The organism is Streptomyces sp. NBC_01237 (assembly GCF_035917275.1).
In the GTDB taxonomy this organism is placed as follows: domain Bacteria; phylum Actinomycetota; class Actinomycetes; order Streptomycetales; family Streptomycetaceae; genus Streptomyces.
This window is the reverse complement of the sequence record NZ_CP108508.1, coordinates 7,721,683-7,740,776: the sequence shown is the minus strand read 5'-3', so window position 1 is coordinate 7,740,776 and position 19,094 is coordinate 7,721,683. Positions and strand designations below refer to the sequence as shown.

The following is a 19,094-nucleotide window of genomic DNA, read 5'->3' as shown; positions in this document are numbered from 1 at the left end:
CGGGGCGGACCCGCACCATGGGGCGCCGTTCGCGATCATCATTGTCGATCAGCGCCTCGCCCCACAAACCGCGCGGGGAGCAGCGCATAGGCTGACGGCCATGACGTGGCTGATCACAGGCGGAGCGGGGTACATCGGGGCACATGTGGCGAGGGCCATGGCCTCGGCGGGGGAACGGGTCGTCGCCCTCGACGACATGTCGACGGGCATCGCGGGGCGGCTTCCCGCGGACATCCCGCTGGTGCGCGGCTCGTTCGCGGACCGGGCGCTGATGGACCGGGTGCTCACGGAGCACGCGGTGAGCGGTGTGGTGCATCTCGCCGCGCGGAAGCAGGTGGGTGAGTCCGTCGAGAAGCCGCTGCTGTACTACCGGGACAACGTCGCCGGGCTGACCGTCCTGCTGGAGGCCGTGGTCGCGGCGGGCGTGCGGCGCTTCCTCTTCTCCTCCTCGGCCGCGGTCTACGGCGTTCCGGATGTCGGCCTCATCACCGAGGAGACGCCGTGCTCCCCGATCAACCCGTACGGCGAGACCAAGCTCACCGGCGAGTGGCTGGTGCGGGCGACGGGCCGGGCGCACGGGATCTCGACCGCCTGTCTGCGGTACTTCAACGTGGCGGGGGCGGCCGAACCGGAGCTCTCGGACACCGGGGTCTCCAATGTCATCCCGATGTTCTTCGACCGGCTGACGCGCGGCGAGGCTCCGCGGATCTTCGGCGACGGCTATCCGACGCCGGACGGCACCGGCGTCCGTGACTACATCCATGTCGCCGATCTGGCCGAGGCGCATCTCGCCGTCGCGCGGCACCTGGACGCGCGGAGTCCGGGCGGGCCCGAGGGCGGCGATCTGACGGTGAACATCGGCCGGGGCGAGGGCGTCTCGGTGCGGGAGCTCACCACCCTGGTCGCGGAGGTCACCGGTCACCGGGTGGAGCCGGTGGTCGAACCGCCGCGGCCCGGCGACGCGGCGAGGGCCGTGGCCTCGGCCGCCCGGATGACCGAGGAGCTGGGGTGGACGGCGCGCCACGGAGTGCGCGAGATGGTCGAGTCGGCCTGGGAGGGCTGGTGCCTGCGCCACCCGGAGGCCCGCGCCCAGTAACCCGCGAACGATCAGGTCACGGCTCTGACCTGGGAAGCATTTGCGCAGGTCAGAGCATATGACAACGGTGTTCAGTCCCGTGTTGCCGGATACCCCCCACCCGTAGTTCACTGGCTGCACCGGGCGATCCGCGTCCGCGTCGCAGCACTGACCTGGAGGCGTTTTCATGGGGGCTGGCCACGATCACGGACACACGCACGGCGGGCCGCCCCCGACGGGCACGGCGGCCGCCGCGTACCAGGGGCGGCTGCGGATCGCCCTGGGGATCACGCTGAGCGTGATGGTCATGGAAATCGTCGGCGGGGTGCTGTCCGACTCGCTCGCCCTGATCGCCGACGCGGCGCATATGGCGACCGACGCACTGGGCCTGGGCATGGCCCTGCTCGCGATCCACTTCGCCAACAAGCCGGCCGGTCTCAACCGCACCTTCGGCTTCGCCCGCGCCGAGATCCTGGCGGCGCTGGCCAACTGTCTGCTGCTGCTCGGCGTCGGCGGGTTCCTGGTCTTCGAGGCCGTCGAGCGGTTCATCACCCCGGCCGACACCAAGGGCGGCCTGGCCATCGCCTTCGCCGCGGTCGGCATGGTGGCCAACCTGATCTCCCTGTCCCTGCTGATGCGCGGACAACAGGAGAGTCTCAATGTGCGGGGCGCCTATCTGGAGGTCCTCGCCGACACCCTCGGTTCGGTCACGGTGCTCGTGTCCGCGGGCATCATCATGGCCACCGGCTGGCAGCCGGCCGACCCGATCGCCTCACTCGTCATCGGCCTCATGATCGTCCCCCGTACCGTCAAACTGCTGCGGGAGACCCTGAACGTGCTGCTGGAGGCGGCCCCCAAGGGCGTGGACATGGGCGAGGTGCGCGCCCACATCACCGCGCTGCCCGGCGTACTGGGCGTCCATGACCTGCACGCCTGGACGATCACTTCGGGGATGCCGGTGCTCTCCGCCCATGTGGTGGTGCACCAGGAGATGCTGGACTCGATCGGACACGAGAAGCTGCTGCACGATCTGCAGGGCTGCCTCGGCGATCACTTCGACGTGGAGCACTGCACCTTCCAGCTGGAGCCGAGCGGCCATGCGGAGCACGAGGCGAAGCTCTGTCTCTGAGGCCGCTGAGCGCACCGGGGCAGGCGAGGTCGCCGAGGCCGCCGTAGGGCCGGGGCCGGGGCTGTCGCCGCCCCCGGGTACCCGGGCCCCCGGGTACCCGGGGGCCGGGCCCCCGGGTAGCCGGGGGCGGCGGTGCTACGGTTCCGGGGTGGGACGTTTCGAGTCTCGCGTTCACGTTTTCGCAGTGGAGCGAAACCCTTTCCCGAGAGGAGCTGAGGTTGATGACTGTCGCGACGACGGCTGCCCGGCGCAGCGATCGGTCCTTCCTCATCTCCCGGGTTCCCGGCTGACCCCGGCGTCACCACGTCGCCGCGTCGGCCGGAGCCCCCTCACAAGGGTTTCCCACGTTGACCGACCACACCGACGCCTCGCGCGATGACGCGCGTACCGAGGCGTTCTTCTCCCTGCACCACCGTCTTCCCCGGCAGAGCCCCGGCTCCGACGCCACCACGCGCCGGCTCCTGGGCCTGGCCGGCCCCCTGCCCGCCCGTCCGCGCGTCCTCGACCTGGGCTGCGGCCCCGGCCGGGCCGCCCTGCTGCTCGCCGCCGAGGCGGGCGCCGAGGTGACCGCGGTGGACCTGCACGAGCCGTTCCTCGACGAGCTGCGCACCGCGGCCGAGGCCCGCGGTCTCGGTGACCGGGTGCGTACCGTCAAGGCCGATATGGGCGACCTCACCGGTCCCGACTTCCCGGCCGGCTCCTTCGACCTGGTCTGGGCCGAGGGCTCGGCGTACTGCATCGGCTTCGACAACGCCGTACGGGACTGGCAGCGGCTGCTCGCCCCCGGCGGCACCCTGGTGGTCTCCGAATGTGTCTGGACCACCGATGCGCCCACCGGGCGGGCACGTGCCTTCTGGGAGCGGCACGGTACGACGCTGCGCCAGGCACCGGCCACCGCGGCGGCGGCCGTCGACGCCGGCTGCCATGTCCTGGCGGCCCTCATCCAGCCCGGGAGCGACTGGGACGAGTACTACGTCCCGCTCGCCGAGCGGGTCGCGGCCGCCGATCCCGCGGCTCCCGGCATGGCGTGGGCGCTGGCGTCCACCCGCGAGGAGCTGGACATGCGGCGCGAGCACGGCACGGAGTACGGCTATGCCGCCTATGTGCTGCGCCCCGCCGATCCGCGCTGGCCGGTCCGTCCCGAGTCGGCGGCGGACCGTGCGGCGGTGCACGCGGTCAACGCGGCGGCGTTCGAGACCCGGGCCGAGGCCGATCTGGTGGACGCCCTGCGGGCCGACGCCGACGCGTGGCTGCCGGGCCTGTCGTACGTCGCCGAGAGCCAGGACGGTCAGGTCGCCGCGTACGCCCTGCTGACCCGGTGCCGGGTCGGTGACGCTCCGGCGCTCGCGCTGGCCCCGGTCGCGACCTCGCCCGCGTACCAGCGGCAGGGCGCGGGCCGGGCCGTGGTGCGGGCCGTGCTGGACGCGGCCCGGGTGCGGGGCGAAGCACTCGTGCTGGTGCTCGGCCATCCCGAGTACTACCCGGAGTTCGGTTTCGTACCGGCGTCCCGCTACGGGATCGCGCCGGCCTTCGAGGTGCCCGACGAGGCGATGATGGCCCTGGTCCTCGACGAAGCGGTGCCCGTGCCGGCGGGCGTGATCCGCTACCCGGCGCCCTTCGGCGTCTGACGCCTCGTCCGCCCCCGCCGCGCCGTCCTGGCACGGCGGGGGCGGACATGCGGGACCCGCAGTACGGACAAGCGGCTTTTGTGCGGCAGACTTGACCGGACTCCAGGGGTCCGGCGCACGAGGCCGGGGACCAAAGCGAAGGATGGGTATGCCGACCACACCAGCCACCGCGACGCACAGCTCGTCGAACGGCACAGCAGAAGCGATCATGCTCGAACTGGTCGACGAGAACGGCACCACCATCGGCACCGCGGAGAAGCTCGCCGCTCATCAGGCTCCCGGTCAGCTGCACCGCGCGTTCTCCGTGTTCCTCTTCGACGAGAAGGGGCGGCTGCTGCTCCAGCGCCGCGCGCTCGGCAAGTACCACTCCCCCGGTGTCTGGTCGAACACCTGCTGCGGCCATCCGTACCCGGGTGAGGCGCCGTTCGCGGCGGCCGCCCGGCGCACGTACGAGGAGCTGGGGATCTCGCCCTCGCTCCTCGCCGAGGCGGGCACCGTCCGCTACAACCACCCCGACCCGGCCTCGGGTCTGGTGGAGCAGGAGTTCAACCATCTCTTCGTGGGGATGGCCCAGGAGCCGCCGAAGCCGGATCCGGAGGAGGTCGGCGAGACGGCCTTCGTGACCGCCGCGGAGCTGACCGCACAGCACGCCGAGGCGCCGTTCTCGGCCTGGTTCATGACGGTGCTCGACGCGGCGCGGCCCGCGATCAGAGAGCTGACGGGGCCGTCCGCGGGCTGGTGACACCCCGCGCGGTACGGGGCGGTCAGAGCTGCGTCCTCAACGGCAGCGCCGCCCAGATGATCTTGCCGCCGCCCGCGGTGTGCTCCACGTCGCAGGTCCCGCCCGCCTCCGCGGTGATCTCCCTGACCAGCAGCAGCCCCCGGCCGCCCGTCTGGGCGTGGTCGGTCTCCAGCGCGGTGGGCCGGTAGGGATGGTTGTCCTCCACCGACACCCTGATCCAGTCGGCACCGATCGCCACCTCGACGGCCAGCTCGGGCGAGAGCAGCGCGGCGTGCTTGACCGCGTTGGTGACCAGTTCCGAGACGATGAGCAGCAGCCCCTGGAGGGTGTCGTCGCCGAGCGGCACGCCCTGCCGGTCCAGCAGGTCGCGCACGGCGTGCCGGGACTGCGGCACGGACACGTCGACGGCGGGGGCGGTGAAACGCCACACCCCTTCGTACGACGCGGGACGGGCCGGGACACTCCCGCGGCTCTCCATAGACCGGCACCCGCTCTCGACTCGCACATCACTGACCGTCGAGTAAAGAGTGTTCGGAATCGCACGGTCCGACCCATGCCACTGATCAGAAGTAGTCGACTATCGACGTCATTTGATCGAATGCGGAGGACAGTGACAGCTGCGGGACTATTTTTAGTCTTTTTCCGATGTCTTGCCCGGACCGTCCCGGTCCGTCTCCGGTGCCATCTGCTCCGAGACAAGACCGACGATGCGCCGGCCGCCCACTCCGATGGCGATCAGGCCGAGACCGTCGAACAGCAGGGCCAGCGAGAAGAAACAGCCCAGCACGTACAGGCTGCTGTGCGGCCAGTCGAACAGCACCAGCAGACCCAGCAGCAGCCCGAACGCGCCCTGCAGCAGCGTCCAGCCGAACTGCGGGCCGCGCACCACGACGCTGCCGACCAGCCGGAACACCCCTCCGGTGAGGAAGAGCAGCGCGGCGAACATGGTCAGCGCCTCGGCCGTGCCGTGCGGATGGCGGATCACGACGACTCCGGCCGCGAGGTTCAGCGCGGCCACCACGACACCCAACCAGAAGTAGTTGGTGCCGCGGGACTGGACCGCGTGCAGCAGTCCGACCAGACCGCCGACGAGCAGCAGCCACCCGAAGAGCAGCATCGAGGTGAGGGTGGCGACGCCGGTGTAGACGAGGCCGACGATCCCCGCGACGACGAGCACGGCCCCGAGCAGGGCGAGCCAGCTGAAACTCCGGCTGAGCTTCTTGCCTTCGACTCCGGGACCGGCCATCGACAGCTCCCTACGGTGCGTGCCCGCTTCGTGACCCCTTCCTGATCATAGGTTCGAACGGTACGGATAGCATCCGGCGCATGGACCGTATGGACAGCGGGGAACGCGGGACCCGGCCGGAGGCGCGGCTGGAGCACGGTGTCGCCGACGGCGTCGCCACCGTCGTCATCAGCAACCCCGCCAAGCGCAATGCGATGACGGCCGCCATGTGGCGGGCCCTGCCGGATCTGCTGGAGCGGCTGGCGGCCGATCCCGCGGTGCGGGTCCTGGTGCTGACGGGGGCCGGGGACACCTTCTGCGCCGGGGCGGACATCTCCTCGCTCCGGGACTCCTCCGGTGATCCGCAGGTGCTCGCCGTGGCGGCCGAGGAGGCGCTGGCCGCGTTCCCGCTGCCGACGCTCGCCGCGGTGCGCGGGTTCTGCGTGGGGGGCGGCAGCCAGCTGGCTGCCGCCTGCGACCTGCGGTTCGCCGAGGAGGGCGCGTCGTTCGGGGTCACCCCGGCCAAGCTCGGAATCGTCTACCCCTCGTCGTCCACGCGACGGCTGGTCTCCCTGATCGGGCCGGCCGCCACCAAGCACCTGCTGTTCTCCGGCGAACTGATCGATACGCGGCGGGCGCTGGGGTCCGGTCTCGTCGACGAGGTGCTGCCGCCCGGCGGGCTGGACCGGCGGGTCGAGGCGTACGCAGGGATCCTGACGTCCCGCTCGCGGCTGACGCAGGCGGCGGCGAAGGAGTTCGCCGCGGGGCGCCAGGACCGTGACGGGTACTGGGCGGAGCAGGCACGCGGAAGCGGCGACACCGCGGAGGGGGTCGCCGCTTTCCTGGAACGCCGCACGCCCCGGTTCACCTGGACGACAGGGGCTGCCGGAGGTGCTCCTACCGGAAGGTGAACCGGCTGTTGGCGCGGAACTCCGCGACCAGCGCGGCCGGGGCCTTGTCCGGCGATCCGGCGTCGTAGGGCGGCTGCGGGTCGTACTCGGTGAGCAGCTGTACAGCCCGGGCGTGCTCGTCGCCCGCGATCCGGCCGAGCAGGGTGAGGCCCATGTCGATCCCGGAGGAGACCCCCGCGGCGGTGACGTACTTGCCGTCGAGGACGACGCGTTCACCGGTCGGCTCGACGTCGAACTCCTTCAGGATGTCCAGGGCGAGCCAGTGCGAGGTGGCCCGCCGCCCCGTCAGCAGACCGGCCGCCGCCAGCAGCAGCGAGCCGGTGCACACGGAGGTCGTCCAGGTGCTGGTGGCATCGGCGGCGCGCAGCCAGCCGAGCAGCGCCTCGTTCTCCATCTGGTCGCTCTGGCCGGGCCCGCCGGGCACGATCACGACATCGGGTGCGGGGACCTCGGCGAGGGTCTTCGCCGCGACGAGTTCGAGGCTTCCGCTGTCGTTGCGCACGGGACCGGTCCGCTCGGCGACGAACACGGTTTCGGCGCCGGGGGTGCGGCTGAGGATCTCGTACGGTCCCACCGCGTCCAGGGCGGTGAAGCGGTCGAAGAGCAGGATGGCGATCTGCACGGTCGTGGCCTTTCGATCTGTCAGTCGGTGGCTGCTGAGGTGCGGAAGCGGCGGCGGTATTCGGACGGCGTCGTTCCGAGGGCTTTGACGAAGGCGCGGCGCATGGCTTCCGGGGTGCCGTACCCGCTGGCCCGCGAGACTTGGGTGACGCCTTCCGCGGTGTCCTCCAGGAGCCGTCGGGCGTGCTCCAGGCGCACTTGGTCCACGTACCGGCCGGGTGTCAGACCGGTCTCCGCCCGGAAGGCGCGGGCGAAGTGGCGGGGCGAGAGACTGGCCCGGTGCGCGAGCGCCTCCACGCAGAGATCGCCGTCGGGGTTCTCGGTGATCCAGTGCTGGACGTCCCGCAGGGGCTCGCGGCCGGCCGTCTGGGCGGTGAGCTGGGCGCTGAACTGGGCCTGATTGCCCGGTCGCCGCAGGAACACCACGAGATGGCGGGCGACGGTGAGTGCGACGTCGCGGCCGTGGTCCTCCTCGACCAGGGCGAGTGCGAGGTCGATGCCCGCGGTGACGCCCGCCGATGTGGCCAGCTTCCCGTCACGCACGAAGATCGGGTCCGGGTCCACCCGGACGGCCGGGAAGTCACGGGCCAGCTGCTCGCAGTAGTTCCAGTGCGTGGTCACCCGGTGGCCGTCCAGCAGGCCCGCCCCGGCCAGCAGCAGGGCGCCGGTGCATACCGAGACGAGCCGCTCCGCGTGCGGTGCCGTCGTGCGCAGCCAGTCGGTCAGGGCCGGGTCGGCGGCGCGGGTGCCGTGTCCGCCGGGGACCAGGAGGGTGTGCGGCACGGCGGCATCGGCCAGGCGGCTGTCGGGAAGGAGGGTGAGTCCGCTGGTGCAGCGGACCGGGCCGCCGTCGAGCGAGGCGGTGCGCAGCTCGTACGGAATCCCGGTGACGAGGGAGGCTCCGGCGAAGACCTCCACCGGACCGCTCACATCGAGGCTCTGGACGCCGTCGAAGAGAACGACGAGCACGGATCGCTGCTTCATGGGTGCCATCCTGGGCGACGTGCCGGATGGCCGCAATGACGTGTTCCCCACCTTTCCTGCCACGGCAAAACGGCCCGCGCCGGGCGGCGGCGCCGGGCTCTCCCGGGGGTTCCGCAACGTACTAACCAGTCGGTAACGTGCGGGCATGAGTACTCTGCCGCCCCGCGCCGGACGCCGCTGTCACCACGCCCTCAACCCGTTCCACTCGACCGTCTACTTCTCCCCCGACCTCGGCAAGGAGTTCGGGGAGCTCGGCATCGACAATGCGAGCGCCGCCTACTTCGCCGCCCGCGGCGCCGCGCTGGGCGCGGTCGGCGCGGGCACGGTCACGGCGACCTTCTACAACTTCAACCATGAGCTGGTGGCCCGTCATGTGCCCGCCGTCTGGTCGGCCGCCACGCCCGCGGCGGTCCTCGACGCCCGGCTGCGGGCCGTCGACTCGACGCTGCGCCGGCTGCTCGGGGAGGAGACCCTCGCCTCCGCCGAGCTGGCCGAGGCGGCCCGGCTCGCGCTGCGCGCCACCGAGGCGTGCACCCGACACGCCCGGCCGTTGTACGCCGCCCACGCGGATCTGCCGGTGCCCGAGCAGCCGCATCTGGCGTACTGGCACGCCGCGACCCTGCTGCGCGAACACCGCGGCGACGCCCATGTCGCCGCCCTGCTCGCCGCCGGTCTCGACCCGGTCGAGGCCCTGGTCAGCCACACCGCGACCGGCAAGGGCATGCCGCCGCGCTGGATCCTCGCCACCCGGGGCTGGCGCCGCGACGACTGGGACGCCGCGGCCGAGCGGCTGCGCGGCCGCGGGCTGCTGGACGGCGAGGGCGGGTTGACCGAGTCCGGCGCGGCCCTGCGGGCGGAGCTGGAGGAGGCGACGGACCGGATGGACGCCGCACCGTACGAGCACCTGGGCGCGGCCGGTGTGGAGCGTCTGACGGAGCTGGGGCGCGGCTTCCTGTTCGCGGCGGCCACGGCGGGCGCGTTCCCCGAGGACCTGACCGGCAAGGGCTGAGCCTGCCTCCGGGCCGTGTTCGTGGAGGGCGCGCGACACGGCCCCCGGCCACCCGGCACAATGCAGGCGAAGGGGACCACCCCCGAAACAGCGTGCAGCGGTAGGAGCGGAAAGCTCTGTGCACGGCCAGCACAGCCAGTACAGCCAGTACGAGAAGGCGAGTCGGGAAAACCGTGACGACGTCCATCGAAGGCAGGATCGCCGAGGAGCTCGGCGTACGTGAGCGCCAGGTGAAGGCGGCCGTCGAGCTGCTCGACGGCGGGTCGACCGTGCCGTTCATCGCGCGCTACCGCAAGGAAGCGACCGAGATGCTCGACGACGCGCAGTTGCGCACGTTGGAGGAGCGGCTGCGGTATCTGCGGGAGCTGGAGGAGCGGCGCACGTCGATCCTCGACTCCGTACGTGAGCAGGGCAAGCTCGACGAGGCGCTGGAGGCGCGGATCCGGGCCGCCGACACCAAGGCGCGTCTTGAGGACATCTATCTGCCGTTCAAGCCGAAGCGCCGCACGAAGGCACAGATCGCCCGGGAGGCGGGGCTCGAACCGCTGGCGGACGGACTGCTCGGCGACCCGTCGGTGGACCCGCTCGTGTCCGCCGCCGCGTTCGTCGACGCCGACAAGGGGGTCACGGACCCGGCGGCGGCACTGGAGGGCGCCCGCTCCATCCTCACCGAGCGCTTCTCCGAGGACGCCGATCTGACCGGTGAGCTGCGCGAGCGCATGTGGTCGCGCGGGCGGCTCGCGGCGAAGGTCCGGGACGGCAAGGAGGAGGCGGGCGCGAAGTTCGCCGACTACTTCGCCTTCTCGGAGCCGTTCACCGCGCTGCCCTCGCACCGGATCCTCGCGATGCTGCGGGGCGAGAAGGAGGACGTGCTCGACCTGGTCCTGGAACCCGAGGAGCCCTCGGAGGCGGACCGGCCCGGTGCGTCCGCCTACGAGAACATGATCGCCCGCCGCTTCGGCGTCGCCGACCGCGGCCGCCCCGGCGACAAGTGGCTCGGTGACACGGTGCGCTGGGCGTGGCGGACCCGGATCCTGGTGCACCTCGGCATCGATGTGCGGCTGCGGCTGCGTACGGCGGCGGAGGACGAGGCGGTACGCGTCTTCGCGTCGAACCTGCGCGATCTGCTGCTCGCCGCCCCGGCCGGGACGCGGGCCACGCTGGGGCTCGACCCCGGTTTCCGTACGGGGGTCAAGGTCGCCGTGGTCGACGCGACCGGCAAGGTCGTGGCCACCGACGTCATCCACCCGCATGTCCCGGCCAACAAGTGGGACCGGTCGCTGGCGCAGCTGGAGCGGCTGGCGAAGGCGCACGACGTCGATCTGATCGCGATCGGCAACGGCACGGCGTCCCGCGAGACGGACAAGCTCGCCGGTGAACTCATCGACAAGCACCCGGAGTTGAAGCTCACCAAGGTGATGGTGTCGGAGGCGGGTGCCTCCGTCTACTCCGCTTCGGCGTTCGCCTCGCAGGAACTGCCCGACATGGACGTGTCGTTGCGCGGCGCCGTCTCGATCGCACGGCGACTGCAGGACCCGCTGGCCGAGCTGGTGAAGATCGACCCGAAGTCGATCGGGGTCGGCCAGTACCAGCACGACCTGTCCGAGGTGAAGCTGTCGCGTTCGCTGGACGCGGTGGTCGAGGACTGTGTGAACGGTGTCGGAGTCGACGTCAACACCGCCTCGGCGCCCCTGCTTTCGCGGGTCTCGGGGATCAGCTCCGGGCTCGCCGAGAACATCGTCGCGCACCGGGACGGCAACGGCCCCTTCCGGTCCCGCAAGGCGCTCAAGGACGTGGCGCGGCTCGGCCCGAAGGCGTACGAGCAGTGTGCGGGCTTCCTCCGGATCCGTGACGGCGACGACCCGCTGGACGGGTCGAGCGTGCACCCCGAGGCGTACCCCGTGGTGCGGCGGATGGTGAGGACGACGGGCGGCGAGGTCGCCTCCCTGATCGGGAACGCGACCGCGCTGAAGTCGCTGCGGGCGGCCGACTTCGTGGACGACACCTTCGGTCTGCCCACGGTGACCGACATCCTGAAGGAGCTGGAGAAGCCGGGCCGCGACCCGCGCCCGGCGTTCCGGACGGCCACGTTCAAGGAGGGCGTCGAGAAGCTCGGCGATCTGTCTCCCGGGATGGTGCTGGAGGGCGTCGTCACGAACGTCGCCGCGTTCGGCGCGTTCGTCGACATCGGCGTCCACCAGGACGGTCTGGTGCATGTCTCGGCTCTGTCGAAGACCTTCGTGAAGGACCCCCGGGATGTCGTGAAGCCCGGGGACATCGTGAAGGTCAAGGTCATGGACGTCGACATTCCGCGCAAGCGGATCTCGTTGACGCTGCGGCTGGACGACGAGGACCGGCCGGCCGCGGGCGCCGGGTCCGGGCAGTCGGGACAGGGCGGTGGCCGGGGCGGCCGGCCGCCGAAGCAGCGGCAGGGACAGGCGCAGGGGCAGCAGCAGGCCGGCGGTCAGGCGGCGCGCGGTGAGCGCGGCCGGGACGGCCAGGGCGGCCGGGACCGGCGCGGTGGTGGCGGTGCGCCTCGTGGCGGGGGCGGTGCCGCTCGTGGTGGCACGGGGGCTCCCGCTCCGGCCAACAGCGCGATGGCCGACGCACTGCGGCGGGCCGGGCTGACGGATCCGCAGCAGGGCGGCCGGAAGCGCTGAGCCTGACGGGGACGGGGTGGGGACGGGCCGCTGCGCGCGGCACCGTCCCCACCCCGCTCGGTCGCCCCCGCGTTCCTTCGCCCCCCGCGTTCCTCCACGGGACGGGGGCCGGGCCCTCAGAGTTCCCTGACGCCGCCGTCGGCCACCTCGACCCGCCGGGTCGTCCGCACCGCTTCCAGCATCCGCCGGTCGTGCGTGACCAGCAGCAGCGTGCCGGTGTACGACTCCAGCGCCGACTCCAGCTGCTCGATCGCGGGCAGGTCCAGGTGGTTCGTCGGCTCGTCGAGGACCAGGAGATTGACGCCCCGGCCCTGGAGGAGGGCGAGGGCCGACCGGGTGCGTTCGCCCGGGGACAGGGTCGTCGCCGGGCGCATCACATGGTCCGCGCGCAGGCCGAACTTGGCGAGCAGGGTGCGGACCTCGGCCGGCTCGGTGTCGGGGACCGCCGCGCAGAACGCCTCCAGCAGCGACTCCGCGCCGAGGAACAGCTTCCGTGCCTGGTCGACCTCACCGACCACCACTCCCGAGCCGAGCGTGGCGTACCCGGAATCCAGCGGCAGCCGGCCCAGGAGGGCGGCGAGGAGGGTGGACTTGCCGGCGCCGTTGGCCCCGGTGATGGCGACCCGGTCCGCCCAGTCGATCTGGAGTGATGCCGGGCCGAACGTGAAGTCGCCGCGCACGACCTGTGCGTCGCGCAGGGTGGCGACGACCGATCCGGAGCGGGGTGCGGTGGCGATCTCCATCCGCAGCTCCCACTCCTTGCGCGGCTCGTCGACGACATCGAGCCGCTCGATCATGCGCTGCGTCTGCCGGGCCTTCGCCGCCTGCTTCTCGCTCGCCTCGCTGCGCGCGTTGCGGCCGAGCTTGTCGCCGTCGGTGGCCTTGCGCCGGGCGTTCTTGACACCCTTGTCCATCCAGGAACGCTGCATGTGGCCGCGAGCTTCGAGGGCGGACCGCTTGCCGGCGTACTCCTCGTATCCCTCGCGGGCGTGCCTGCGGGCCGTCTCGCGCTCCTCCAAGTATGCCTCGTAGCCACCGCCGTACAGGTTGATCTGCTGCTGGGCGAGGTCGAGTTCGAGGACCTTGGTGACCGTACGCAGCAGGAACTCGCGGTCGTGGCTGATGACGACCGTACCCGCGCGCAGTCCGGCCACGAAGCGTTCGAGGCGTTCCAGACCGTCCAGGTCGAGATCGTTGGTGGGCTCGTCGAGCAGGAAGATGTCGTAGCGGGACAGGAGGAGCGAGGCGAGTCCGGCGCGGGCCGCCTGGCCGCCGGAGAGTGCCGTCATCGGGAGATCGAGGCCGATGGTCAGTCCCAGGTCGGCGGCGGTCTCCTCGGCCCGCTCGTCCAGGTCGGCCCCGCCGAGGGCGAGCCAGCGCTCCAGGGTGTCGGAGTACGCGTCGTCCGCGCCCGGCGCCCCGTCGACCAGGCCCTGCGTCGCGGCGTCCATCGCTCTCTGGGCGTCGGCGACCCCCGTACGGCGGGCCAGGAACTCCCGCACGGTCTCCCCCGGGCGCCGCTCGGGTTCCTGCGGGAGGTGCCCGACCGTGGCGGTGGGCGGGGAGAGCTTCAGCTCCCCCTCCTCCGGCCGGTCGAGCCCGGCGAACAGCCGGAGGAGGGACGATTTACCGGCGCCGTTGACTCCGACGAGACCGATCACATCACCGGGTGCGACCACGAGGTCGAGCCCGGCGAAGAGCGTGCGGTCGCCGTGTCCGGCGGCGAGGTCCTTGGCGACGAGAGTGGCAGTCATCAGGGGTCGATAGTAATCCGCGACCGGGCCGCCGGTCAGCCCGGCCCGGCCCGATGGCCGGTCCTCGACGGGTCCCCGCCGCGCGCCGGGACCGGTGCGCGGCGGCTCCCGTACGGTGGGCCGGGCCGCCGCCGCACCCCTGCGCGCGGTTCCCGGTACTCGCTTCCCGGAGGGGGCCGTCAGTCGGTGGGGCCGGACGTGTGGCGCCGGTCCGTGGTGATCTGGGTGGTCCCCGGACCGATCCGGATCTCGAAGTCCCCGTCGTACTTGGCGTGGCCCTCGATCACGGCGGACTCGACCGCTTCGACCCCGAACTCCTGCCGGACGATCATCGGGTCCTGCCGCAGGTCCCGCATCAGGGACACACACATCCCGATCATCACGATGGTGAACGGCGCGGCCACCAGGATGGTGAGGTTCTGGAGCCCGGCCAGCGCATCGCCCTTGCCGTCGCCGATGAGCAGCATGACCGCGGCGACGGCGCCGGTGACGACGCCCCAGAAGATCACGACCCACTTGGCCGGTTCGAGAACGCCCTTCTGGGAGAGCGTGCCCATCACGATGGAGGCGGCGTCCGCGCCGGAGACGAAGAAGATGCCGACGAGGACCATGACCAGGACGCTCATCGCGGTGGCGATCGGGAATTCCTGGAGGACACCGAAGAGCTGGGCCTCCGGAGTGTTGGCGTCGTTGAGCTTCCCGGCCTCCTGGAGCTTGATGGCCGAGCCTCCGAACACCGCGAACCAGACCAGGCTGACGGTGCTGGGCACCAGGATGACGCCGCCGATGAACTGCCGGATCGTCCGGCCGCGGCTGATCCGGGCGATGAACATGCCGACGAAGGGCGTCCAGGAGATCCACCAGGCCCAGTAGAAGACCGTCCAGTCGCCGAGCCAGGTGGCCACCTCACCCTTGCCGGTCGCCTCGGTGCGTCCGGCGAGCTGTGCGAGGTCGCCGAAGTACGCGGCCAGCGAGGTGGGCAGCAGGTCCAGCACGATGATGGTGGGACCGGCGATGAAGACGAACACGACCAGGACCAGGGCGAGCACCATATTGGTGTTGGACAGCCACTGAATGCCCTTTTCCACGCCGGACACGGCGGAGGCGACGAAGGCGACGGTCAGGACCGCGATGATGGTGACCAGCAGTCCCGTGCCGGTCTTCTCCTTCCAGTTCAGCTCGTGAAATCCACTGCCGATCTGGAGGGCGCCCAGGCCCAGGGAGGCGGCCGAGCCGAAGAGGGTCGCGAAGATCGCGAGGATGTCGATGAACCGGCCGACGCCTCCGTGGGCGTGCCGTTCGCCGATCAGCGGCTCGAAGACCGCGCTGATCGTCTGCCGCCTGCGCCGCCGGTAGGTGCTGTACGCGATGGCCAGCCCGACGACCGCGTAGATCGCCCAGGGGTGCAGCGTCCAGTGGAAGAGGGTGGTGGCCATGGCCGTCTGCATGGCCTCGGCCGCGTCGGCGGGGTGGGTGCCCGGCGGCGGATCGATGAAGTGGGCCAGCGGCTCACTCACTCCGTAGAACATCAGACCGATGCCCATCCCGGCGCTGAACATCATCGCGACCCAGGAGACCGTACGGAATTCGGGCTTCTCGCCCTCCTGGCCCAGCGAGATCTTCCCGTAGCGGCTGATGGCGAGCCACAGCGCGAAGACCACGAAGCCGGAGGCCGCGAGCATGAAGGCCCAACCACCGTTGTGGATCAGCCCGTTGAGCAGTCGGCTGGACACCCTTTCCAGCGAGTCGGTGGCGATCGAACCCCAGAGCACAAAAGCGAGGGTGAGGACCGCCGTGACACCGAACACCACCCGGTCGGTCGTGGGGCGCCTGCCGTGGGGCGACTCGGCGGGGAGGTCCGCCGTGACCGACAGATCTCCCCGCCCACCCGTTCTCTCATCGTCCTGCGACACAAATGGCACCTTTCACGGAGTCCGAAAATCGCTCTCCGTAGGCAGTACCACATCGGCCGCACAACTCAGGGGATCAACAAGCGGTATCGGCTTGACCGTTTGTGAGGTGATATGTCGCCCGCTCGTCCAGCAGCAGGGGAACCAGGTCCCGCGCCGACTGACGCAGGGGTACGTACGCTCCGTCACCGTCGCGCCGGGAGGTGACACCGTGCAGGGCCAGTTCGTCCTTGACATCGGCGTACTGGGCGGCGTCGAGCCGGTAGCCGCACGGCGGATCCTGAAGCACCTCGTCCGGCTCCGCCGGGTCGTTGTCCGCCCCGCCGAGGTGGATGGGACCGCGGTCGCTGAACCCCGCGAGGCGCGAGGCGGTGGTGGCGGCCTCGATCCGGCCGCGCTGTTCACCGGTGAAGGCGAACAGACCGTCGAGCGCCGCCTGCTGCGACTGGACCCGGCGCCGCTGGTTGAGCGGGTGGTCGGCCTTCTCCGCGTCGGAGAGCGCGTCGACCCGGGACTCGATGAGGAGGCCGACCGCGTGCTTGATGCCCGAGGTGTTGCGCAGGATGCGCTCCTGGCCGTCGCCCGCCGTCTGCTTGATGGGGTCACCGGTGACCGGGTCCGTCCAGATGCCGTACAGACCGCTGCTGTACCCGGCCGCCGTGGCCGCCGTCCTGACATAGCGGTCGGAGAGGGTCTGCGAGGCGTCGTGCACCCCGTCGTCGACATTGAGGTTGCGCGGCCACAGGACGAAGAGGTCCTTGTCGTAGTACGGAGGCGTCGCACCGTACTCGTGCAAGTCGTAGATGACGTCGGGCCGTTGGTCACGGATCACCGCGGCCATGGCGCGGCCCTCGGCGGTCCGCAGGGCGATGTGGTCGCGGTTGATGTCGACGCCGTCCGAGTTGCCCCGGGTGTTGGCGGCGCGCCCGTCGGGGTTGGCCGTCGGCAGGACCAGCACCGTCGTGCGGGACAGGAAGGCACGGGTCGCGCGGTCCTCGGCGAAGGCGAGATCGCGGACCGTGGACAGACACGCCTCGCGGCCGGAGGGTTCATTGCCGTGCTGACTGCAGATCAGCAGCATCGTGTTCGCCGTGGGGCGGTGACCACCGATGCGGACGAGCTGGAGCGGCCGGCCCTGCTCGGTCGTGCCGATCCGGTCGATGGAGACCCGGTCGCTGCCCCGGTCGACGGCGGCGAGGAAGGACCGCTCCTCCGGCTGCCCGGTCCAGCGGGCCCCGTCGCTGAGCTCGAAGCCGGTGCGGGGCGGCGGGTGCGCGGCCTCGGCGGGGACGGTGGCGAACGGTACGGCGAGTGCGGCGACCGAGGCCGCCAGCGCCACTTGGCGCAGGGCCGTGCGACGGCGTGGGAGCCCCGGTGCGCTCGTCCGTCGCCCGTCGCCCGGCATGGGGGCCGGGCGACGGGTGAGGATGCGGAGAGCTCGGGCGATGCGAGGGGTCATCAGCGACTGCCTCCCGGGATGCGGAGGACGGGCACGGGGGTACCCGCCGGCCTGTCGGCGTGTGCGGAAGGTACCCCGGTGAACTCCTGTGCAACAGGGGGCGATCACCTGGCCACCGTGACAGCCGGATGGCGATCGTGTGACAGAAATGGCCATGAGCCGGTCAAAAGCGGTCGCGCCTGATTAGTCTCACCAACGACCGGTCGGAAGATCATCCGTCCCGACGACTTGGAGCATTCGTGCACCGCAGACTCATCGTCCCCAGCGCACTCGCGGCCACCCTCGTGCTGGCGATCCCGGCATCGGCCGCCGAAGGCACCGTGGGCGCCCCGGGTATCGGCGACCCCTACTACCCGGCCAGCGGAAACGGTGGCTACGACGTGTCCCACTACGACCTGCGGCTGAAGTATCAGCCCGCGACCGATCTGCTGGAGGGCACGGCGACGCTGGTCGCCACCCCCACGCAGCAGTTGTCCCGCTTCAACCTCGACTTCGCACTCGCCGTCTCCGAGGTACGGGTGAACGGCAAGAAGGCGCGCTTCACGAAGACCGGGGAGCAGGAGCTGGAGATCACCCCGTCGGCCGCCCTCACCAAGGGCAGGCCGGTCTCGGTCGTCGTCCGCTACGCCGGAAAGCCCTCCGAGGTGAAGGTCAACGGCTGGACCGCCTGGGCCCGTACCCCGGACGGCGGCGTCGCCGCGCAGGAGCCGGACTCGGCGGTGTGGTGGTTCCCGAGCAACGACCACCCGTTGGACAAGGCGACGTACGACGTGTCGGTTTCCGTGCCGGACGGCACCCAGGCGATCAGCAACGGGGTCCTCCAGTCGCAGAGCTCGAAGCTCGGCTGGACCCGCTTCAACTGGCGTTCGAACAAGCCGCAGGCGACCTATCTGACGACGCTCGCGGTCGGCAAGTTCGACATCACGACGGACAAGACGGCGGACGGTCTGCCGGTCCTGAACGCGTACAGCAAGGACCTCGGCGACAACGACGGTGCCGCGCGCGCCAGCATCGAGCGCACGGGCGAGGTCGCCGAGTGGCTGACCGAGGTGTTCGGGCCGTATCCGTTCAACGCGCTCGGCGGCTACGTCCCCAATGTGACCAGCGGATTCGCCCTGGAGACCCAGACCCGCCCGTTCTACAGCCCGAAGCAGTTCGCGAACGGCGCCAATGTGTCGGTCGTCGTGCATGAGCTGGCGCACCAGTGGTACGGCGACAGCGTGTCGGTCGAGGGCTGGAAGGACATCTGGATCAACGAGGGCTTCGCCCGCTACAGCCAGTGGCTGTGGTCGGAGAAGGAGGGCGAGGGCACGGCGCAGGAGCTGGCCGACTACACCTACGCCCAGCACCCGGCCGACGACAGCTTCTGGACCGTGAAGCCGGGCGACCCGGGCCCGGACAACCAGTTCGCCGGGGCCGTCTACGACCGGGGTGCGCTGGCGCTCCAGGCACTGCGCAACAAGGTCGGCGACGAGACGTTCTTCGAACTGCTGAAGGGCTGGCCGGCCGAGCACGCCCACGGCAACGCGAGCGTGGGCGACTTCGTACGGTACGCGGAGCGGGTCTCGGGCAAGCCGCTCGCCGCCTTCTTCGACACCTGGCTGTACCAGCCGTCACGGCCCAAGTCCCCGGCGGCCGACGCCTCCGCGGGCGCACGGACCCAGGCACCGGCCGCGCGGGAGGCCGCGCGCAGGGCCGCCCGTGAGGTGGCGAGCCCGGAGCGGCCCGCCTCCTGGAAGAAGATCGCGGCGACGAACACCATCCACGACCACCGCTGACCCTCACCGGTACGCTCCGGGCGCCGCCGCCGTCACCCGACGACGGCGGCGCCCTGTTCCGTCCTCCGGCGAAAAACGGCTCCACGCTTCCCGTGAGGGACGGCGCCGGGCTTCCGGGGGAGGGACGGCGCTCCGGCACCCGGCAAGGGGCGGCGGATAGGCTGGCGGTGTTCGAGCAGTTCCGCCAGTCCCCGGCTGTTCCCGGCCGG

The 19,094-nt window shown here is 71.3% G+C and carries 15 protein-coding genes; 8 read left to right on the top strand and 7 right to left on the bottom strand.

Translation table 11 applies throughout. The features are described 5' to 3' along the window. The first annotated feature begins 100 nt into the window (after positions 1-100). The 4 genes from galE to idi all read left to right on the top strand — a co-directional run bounded on the left by galE (position 101) and on the right by idi (position 4,574). Positions 101-1,096: a UDP-glucose 4-epimerase GalE gene (gene galE / locus OG251_RS34255; protein ID WP_326680742.1), complete on the top strand. Its 996-nt coding sequence runs from the start codon at positions 101-103 to the stop codon at positions 1,094-1,096. Between the two features lie 166 nt (positions 1,097-1,262). Then, positions 1,263-2,204, top strand: a complete 942-nt coding sequence (locus tag OG251_RS34250; RefSeq protein WP_326680741.1) for a cation diffusion facilitator family transporter — start codon at positions 1,263-1,265, stop codon at positions 2,202-2,204. 347 nt (positions 2,205-2,551) lie between these two features. Further along, a complete protein-coding gene (locus OG251_RS34245; protein WP_326680740.1) occupies positions 2,552-3,832 on the top strand; it encodes a bifunctional class I SAM-dependent methyltransferase/N-acetyltransferase in 1,281 nt (426 codons plus the stop codon). Between the two features lie 148 nt (positions 3,833-3,980). Then, on the top strand, positions 3,981-4,574 hold the full coding sequence (gene idi, locus OG251_RS34240) for an isopentenyl-diphosphate Delta-isomerase (protein WP_326680739.1): 594 nt from the start codon (positions 3,981-3,983) through the stop codon (positions 4,572-4,574). A gap of 22 nt (positions 4,575-4,596) precedes the next feature. On the opposite strand, the gene OG251_RS34235 is transcribed toward idi, so the two are convergent. Together OG251_RS34235 and OG251_RS34230 are read right to left on the bottom strand one after the other, a co-directional pair. Beyond that, positions 4,597-5,052: an ATP-binding protein gene (locus OG251_RS34235; protein WP_326680738.1), complete on the bottom strand. Its 456-nt coding sequence runs from the start codon at positions 5,050-5,052 to the stop codon at positions 4,597-4,599. Between the two features lie 153 nt (positions 5,053-5,205). Beyond that, positions 5,206-5,820: an HdeD family acid-resistance protein gene (locus tag OG251_RS34230; protein ID WP_326680737.1), complete on the bottom strand. Its 615-nt coding sequence runs from the start codon at positions 5,818-5,820 to the stop codon at positions 5,206-5,208. 89 nt (positions 5,821-5,909) lie between these two features. Here OG251_RS34230 and OG251_RS34225 point away from each other — a divergent pair, with 89 nt between their 5' ends. After that, positions 5,910-6,710: an enoyl-CoA hydratase/isomerase family protein gene (locus OG251_RS34225; protein ID WP_326681514.1), complete on the top strand. Its 801-nt coding sequence runs from the start codon at positions 5,910-5,912 to the stop codon at positions 6,708-6,710. Here the strand turns inward: OG251_RS34225 and OG251_RS34220 are convergent. Together OG251_RS34220 and OG251_RS34215 are read right to left on the bottom strand one after the other, a co-directional pair. Further along, positions 6,697-7,332 (bottom strand): DJ-1/PfpI family protein, encoded by a 636-nt coding sequence (locus OG251_RS34220; RefSeq protein ID WP_326680736.1) that lies wholly within the window; start codon positions 7,330-7,332, stop codon positions 6,697-6,699. The two genes, OG251_RS34225 and OG251_RS34220, sit on opposite strands and share 14 nt — an antisense overlap. Before the next feature lie 20 nt (positions 7,333-7,352). Beyond that, positions 7,353-8,315, bottom strand: coding sequence for a GlxA family transcriptional regulator (locus OG251_RS34215; RefSeq protein WP_326680735.1), 963 nt, complete (start codon positions 8,313-8,315; stop codon positions 7,353-7,355). Positions 8,316-8,460: 145 nt separating this feature from the next. Between OG251_RS34215 and OG251_RS34210 the strand changes: the two genes are divergently transcribed. Further along, positions 8,461-9,324, top strand: a complete 864-nt coding sequence (locus OG251_RS34210) for an SCO6745 family protein (RefSeq protein WP_326680734.1) — start codon at positions 8,461-8,463, stop codon at positions 9,322-9,324. Between the two features lie 173 nt (positions 9,325-9,497). After that, the gene (locus OG251_RS34205; protein ID WP_326680733.1) at positions 9,498-11,984 is read left to right on the top strand and encodes a Tex family protein; all 2,487 of its coding nucleotides are present in this window, start codon (positions 9,498-9,500) and stop codon (positions 11,982-11,984) included. A 116-nt stretch (positions 11,985-12,100) separates the two neighbouring features. Here the strand turns inward: OG251_RS34205 and OG251_RS34200 are convergent, their stop codons facing one another. The 3 genes from OG251_RS34200 to OG251_RS34190 all read right to left on the bottom strand — a co-directional run bounded on the left by OG251_RS34200 (position 12,101) and on the right by OG251_RS34190 (position 17,107). Further along, positions 12,101-13,738, bottom strand: coding sequence for an ABC-F family ATP-binding cassette domain-containing protein (locus OG251_RS34200; RefSeq protein ID WP_326680732.1), 1,638 nt, complete (start codon positions 13,736-13,738; stop codon positions 12,101-12,103). Positions 13,739-13,917: 179 nt separating this feature from the next. Next, complete coding sequence (locus tag OG251_RS34195) at positions 13,918-15,651, bottom strand: BCCT family transporter (protein ID WP_326680731.1); 1,734 nt, start codon at positions 15,649-15,651, stop codon at positions 13,918-13,920. Positions 15,652-15,724: 73 nt separating this feature from the next. After that, positions 15,725-17,107, bottom strand: coding sequence for a M14 family metallopeptidase (locus tag OG251_RS34190; protein WP_326680730.1), 1,383 nt, complete (start codon positions 17,105-17,107; stop codon positions 15,725-15,727). 239 nt (positions 17,108-17,346) lie between these two features. On the opposite strand from OG251_RS34190, the gene OG251_RS34185 reads away from it, so the two are divergent. Next, a complete protein-coding gene (locus OG251_RS34185) occupies positions 17,347-18,885 on the top strand; it encodes a M1 family metallopeptidase (protein WP_326680729.1) in 1,539 nt (512 codons plus the stop codon). Positions 18,886-19,094 lie beyond the last annotated feature (209 nt).

What these genes read in the sequence shown, in the direction of transcription:
- galE (WP_326680742.1), top strand. Translation starts at nt 101, where the DNA reads ATGACGTGGCTGATCACAGGCGGAGCGGGGTACATCGGGGCACATGTG.
- OG251_RS34250 (WP_326680741.1), top strand. Translation starts at nt 1,263, where the DNA reads ATGGGGGCTGGCCACGATCACGGACACACGCACGGCGGGCCGCCCCCG.
- idi (WP_326680739.1), top strand. Translation starts at nt 3,981, where the DNA reads ATGCCGACCACACCAGCCACCGCGACGCACAGCTCGTCGAACGGCACA.
- OG251_RS34235 (WP_326680738.1), bottom strand. Translation starts at nt 5,052, where the DNA reads ATGGAGAGCCGCGGGAGTGTCCCGGCCCGTCCCGCGTCGTACGAAGGG.
- OG251_RS34230 (WP_326680737.1), bottom strand. Translation starts at nt 5,820, where the DNA reads ATGGCCGGTCCCGGAGTCGAAGGCAAGAAGCTCAGCCGGAGTTTCAGC.
- OG251_RS34225 (WP_326681514.1), top strand. Translation starts at nt 5,910, where the DNA reads ATGGACAGCGGGGAACGCGGGACCCGGCCGGAGGCGCGGCTGGAGCAC.
- OG251_RS34215 (WP_326680735.1), bottom strand. Translation starts at nt 8,315, where the DNA reads ATGAAGCAGCGATCCGTGCTCGTCGTTCTCTTCGACGGCGTCCAGAGC.
- OG251_RS34210 (WP_326680734.1), top strand. Translation starts at nt 8,461, where the DNA reads ATGAGTACTCTGCCGCCCCGCGCCGGACGCCGCTGTCACCACGCCCTC.
- OG251_RS34200 (WP_326680732.1), bottom strand. Translation starts at nt 13,738, where the DNA reads ATGACTGCCACTCTCGTCGCCAAGGACCTCGCCGCCGGACACGGCGAC.
- OG251_RS34190 (WP_326680730.1), bottom strand. Translation starts at nt 17,107, where the DNA reads ATGACCCCTCGCATCGCCCGAGCTCTCCGCATCCTCACCCGTCGCCCG.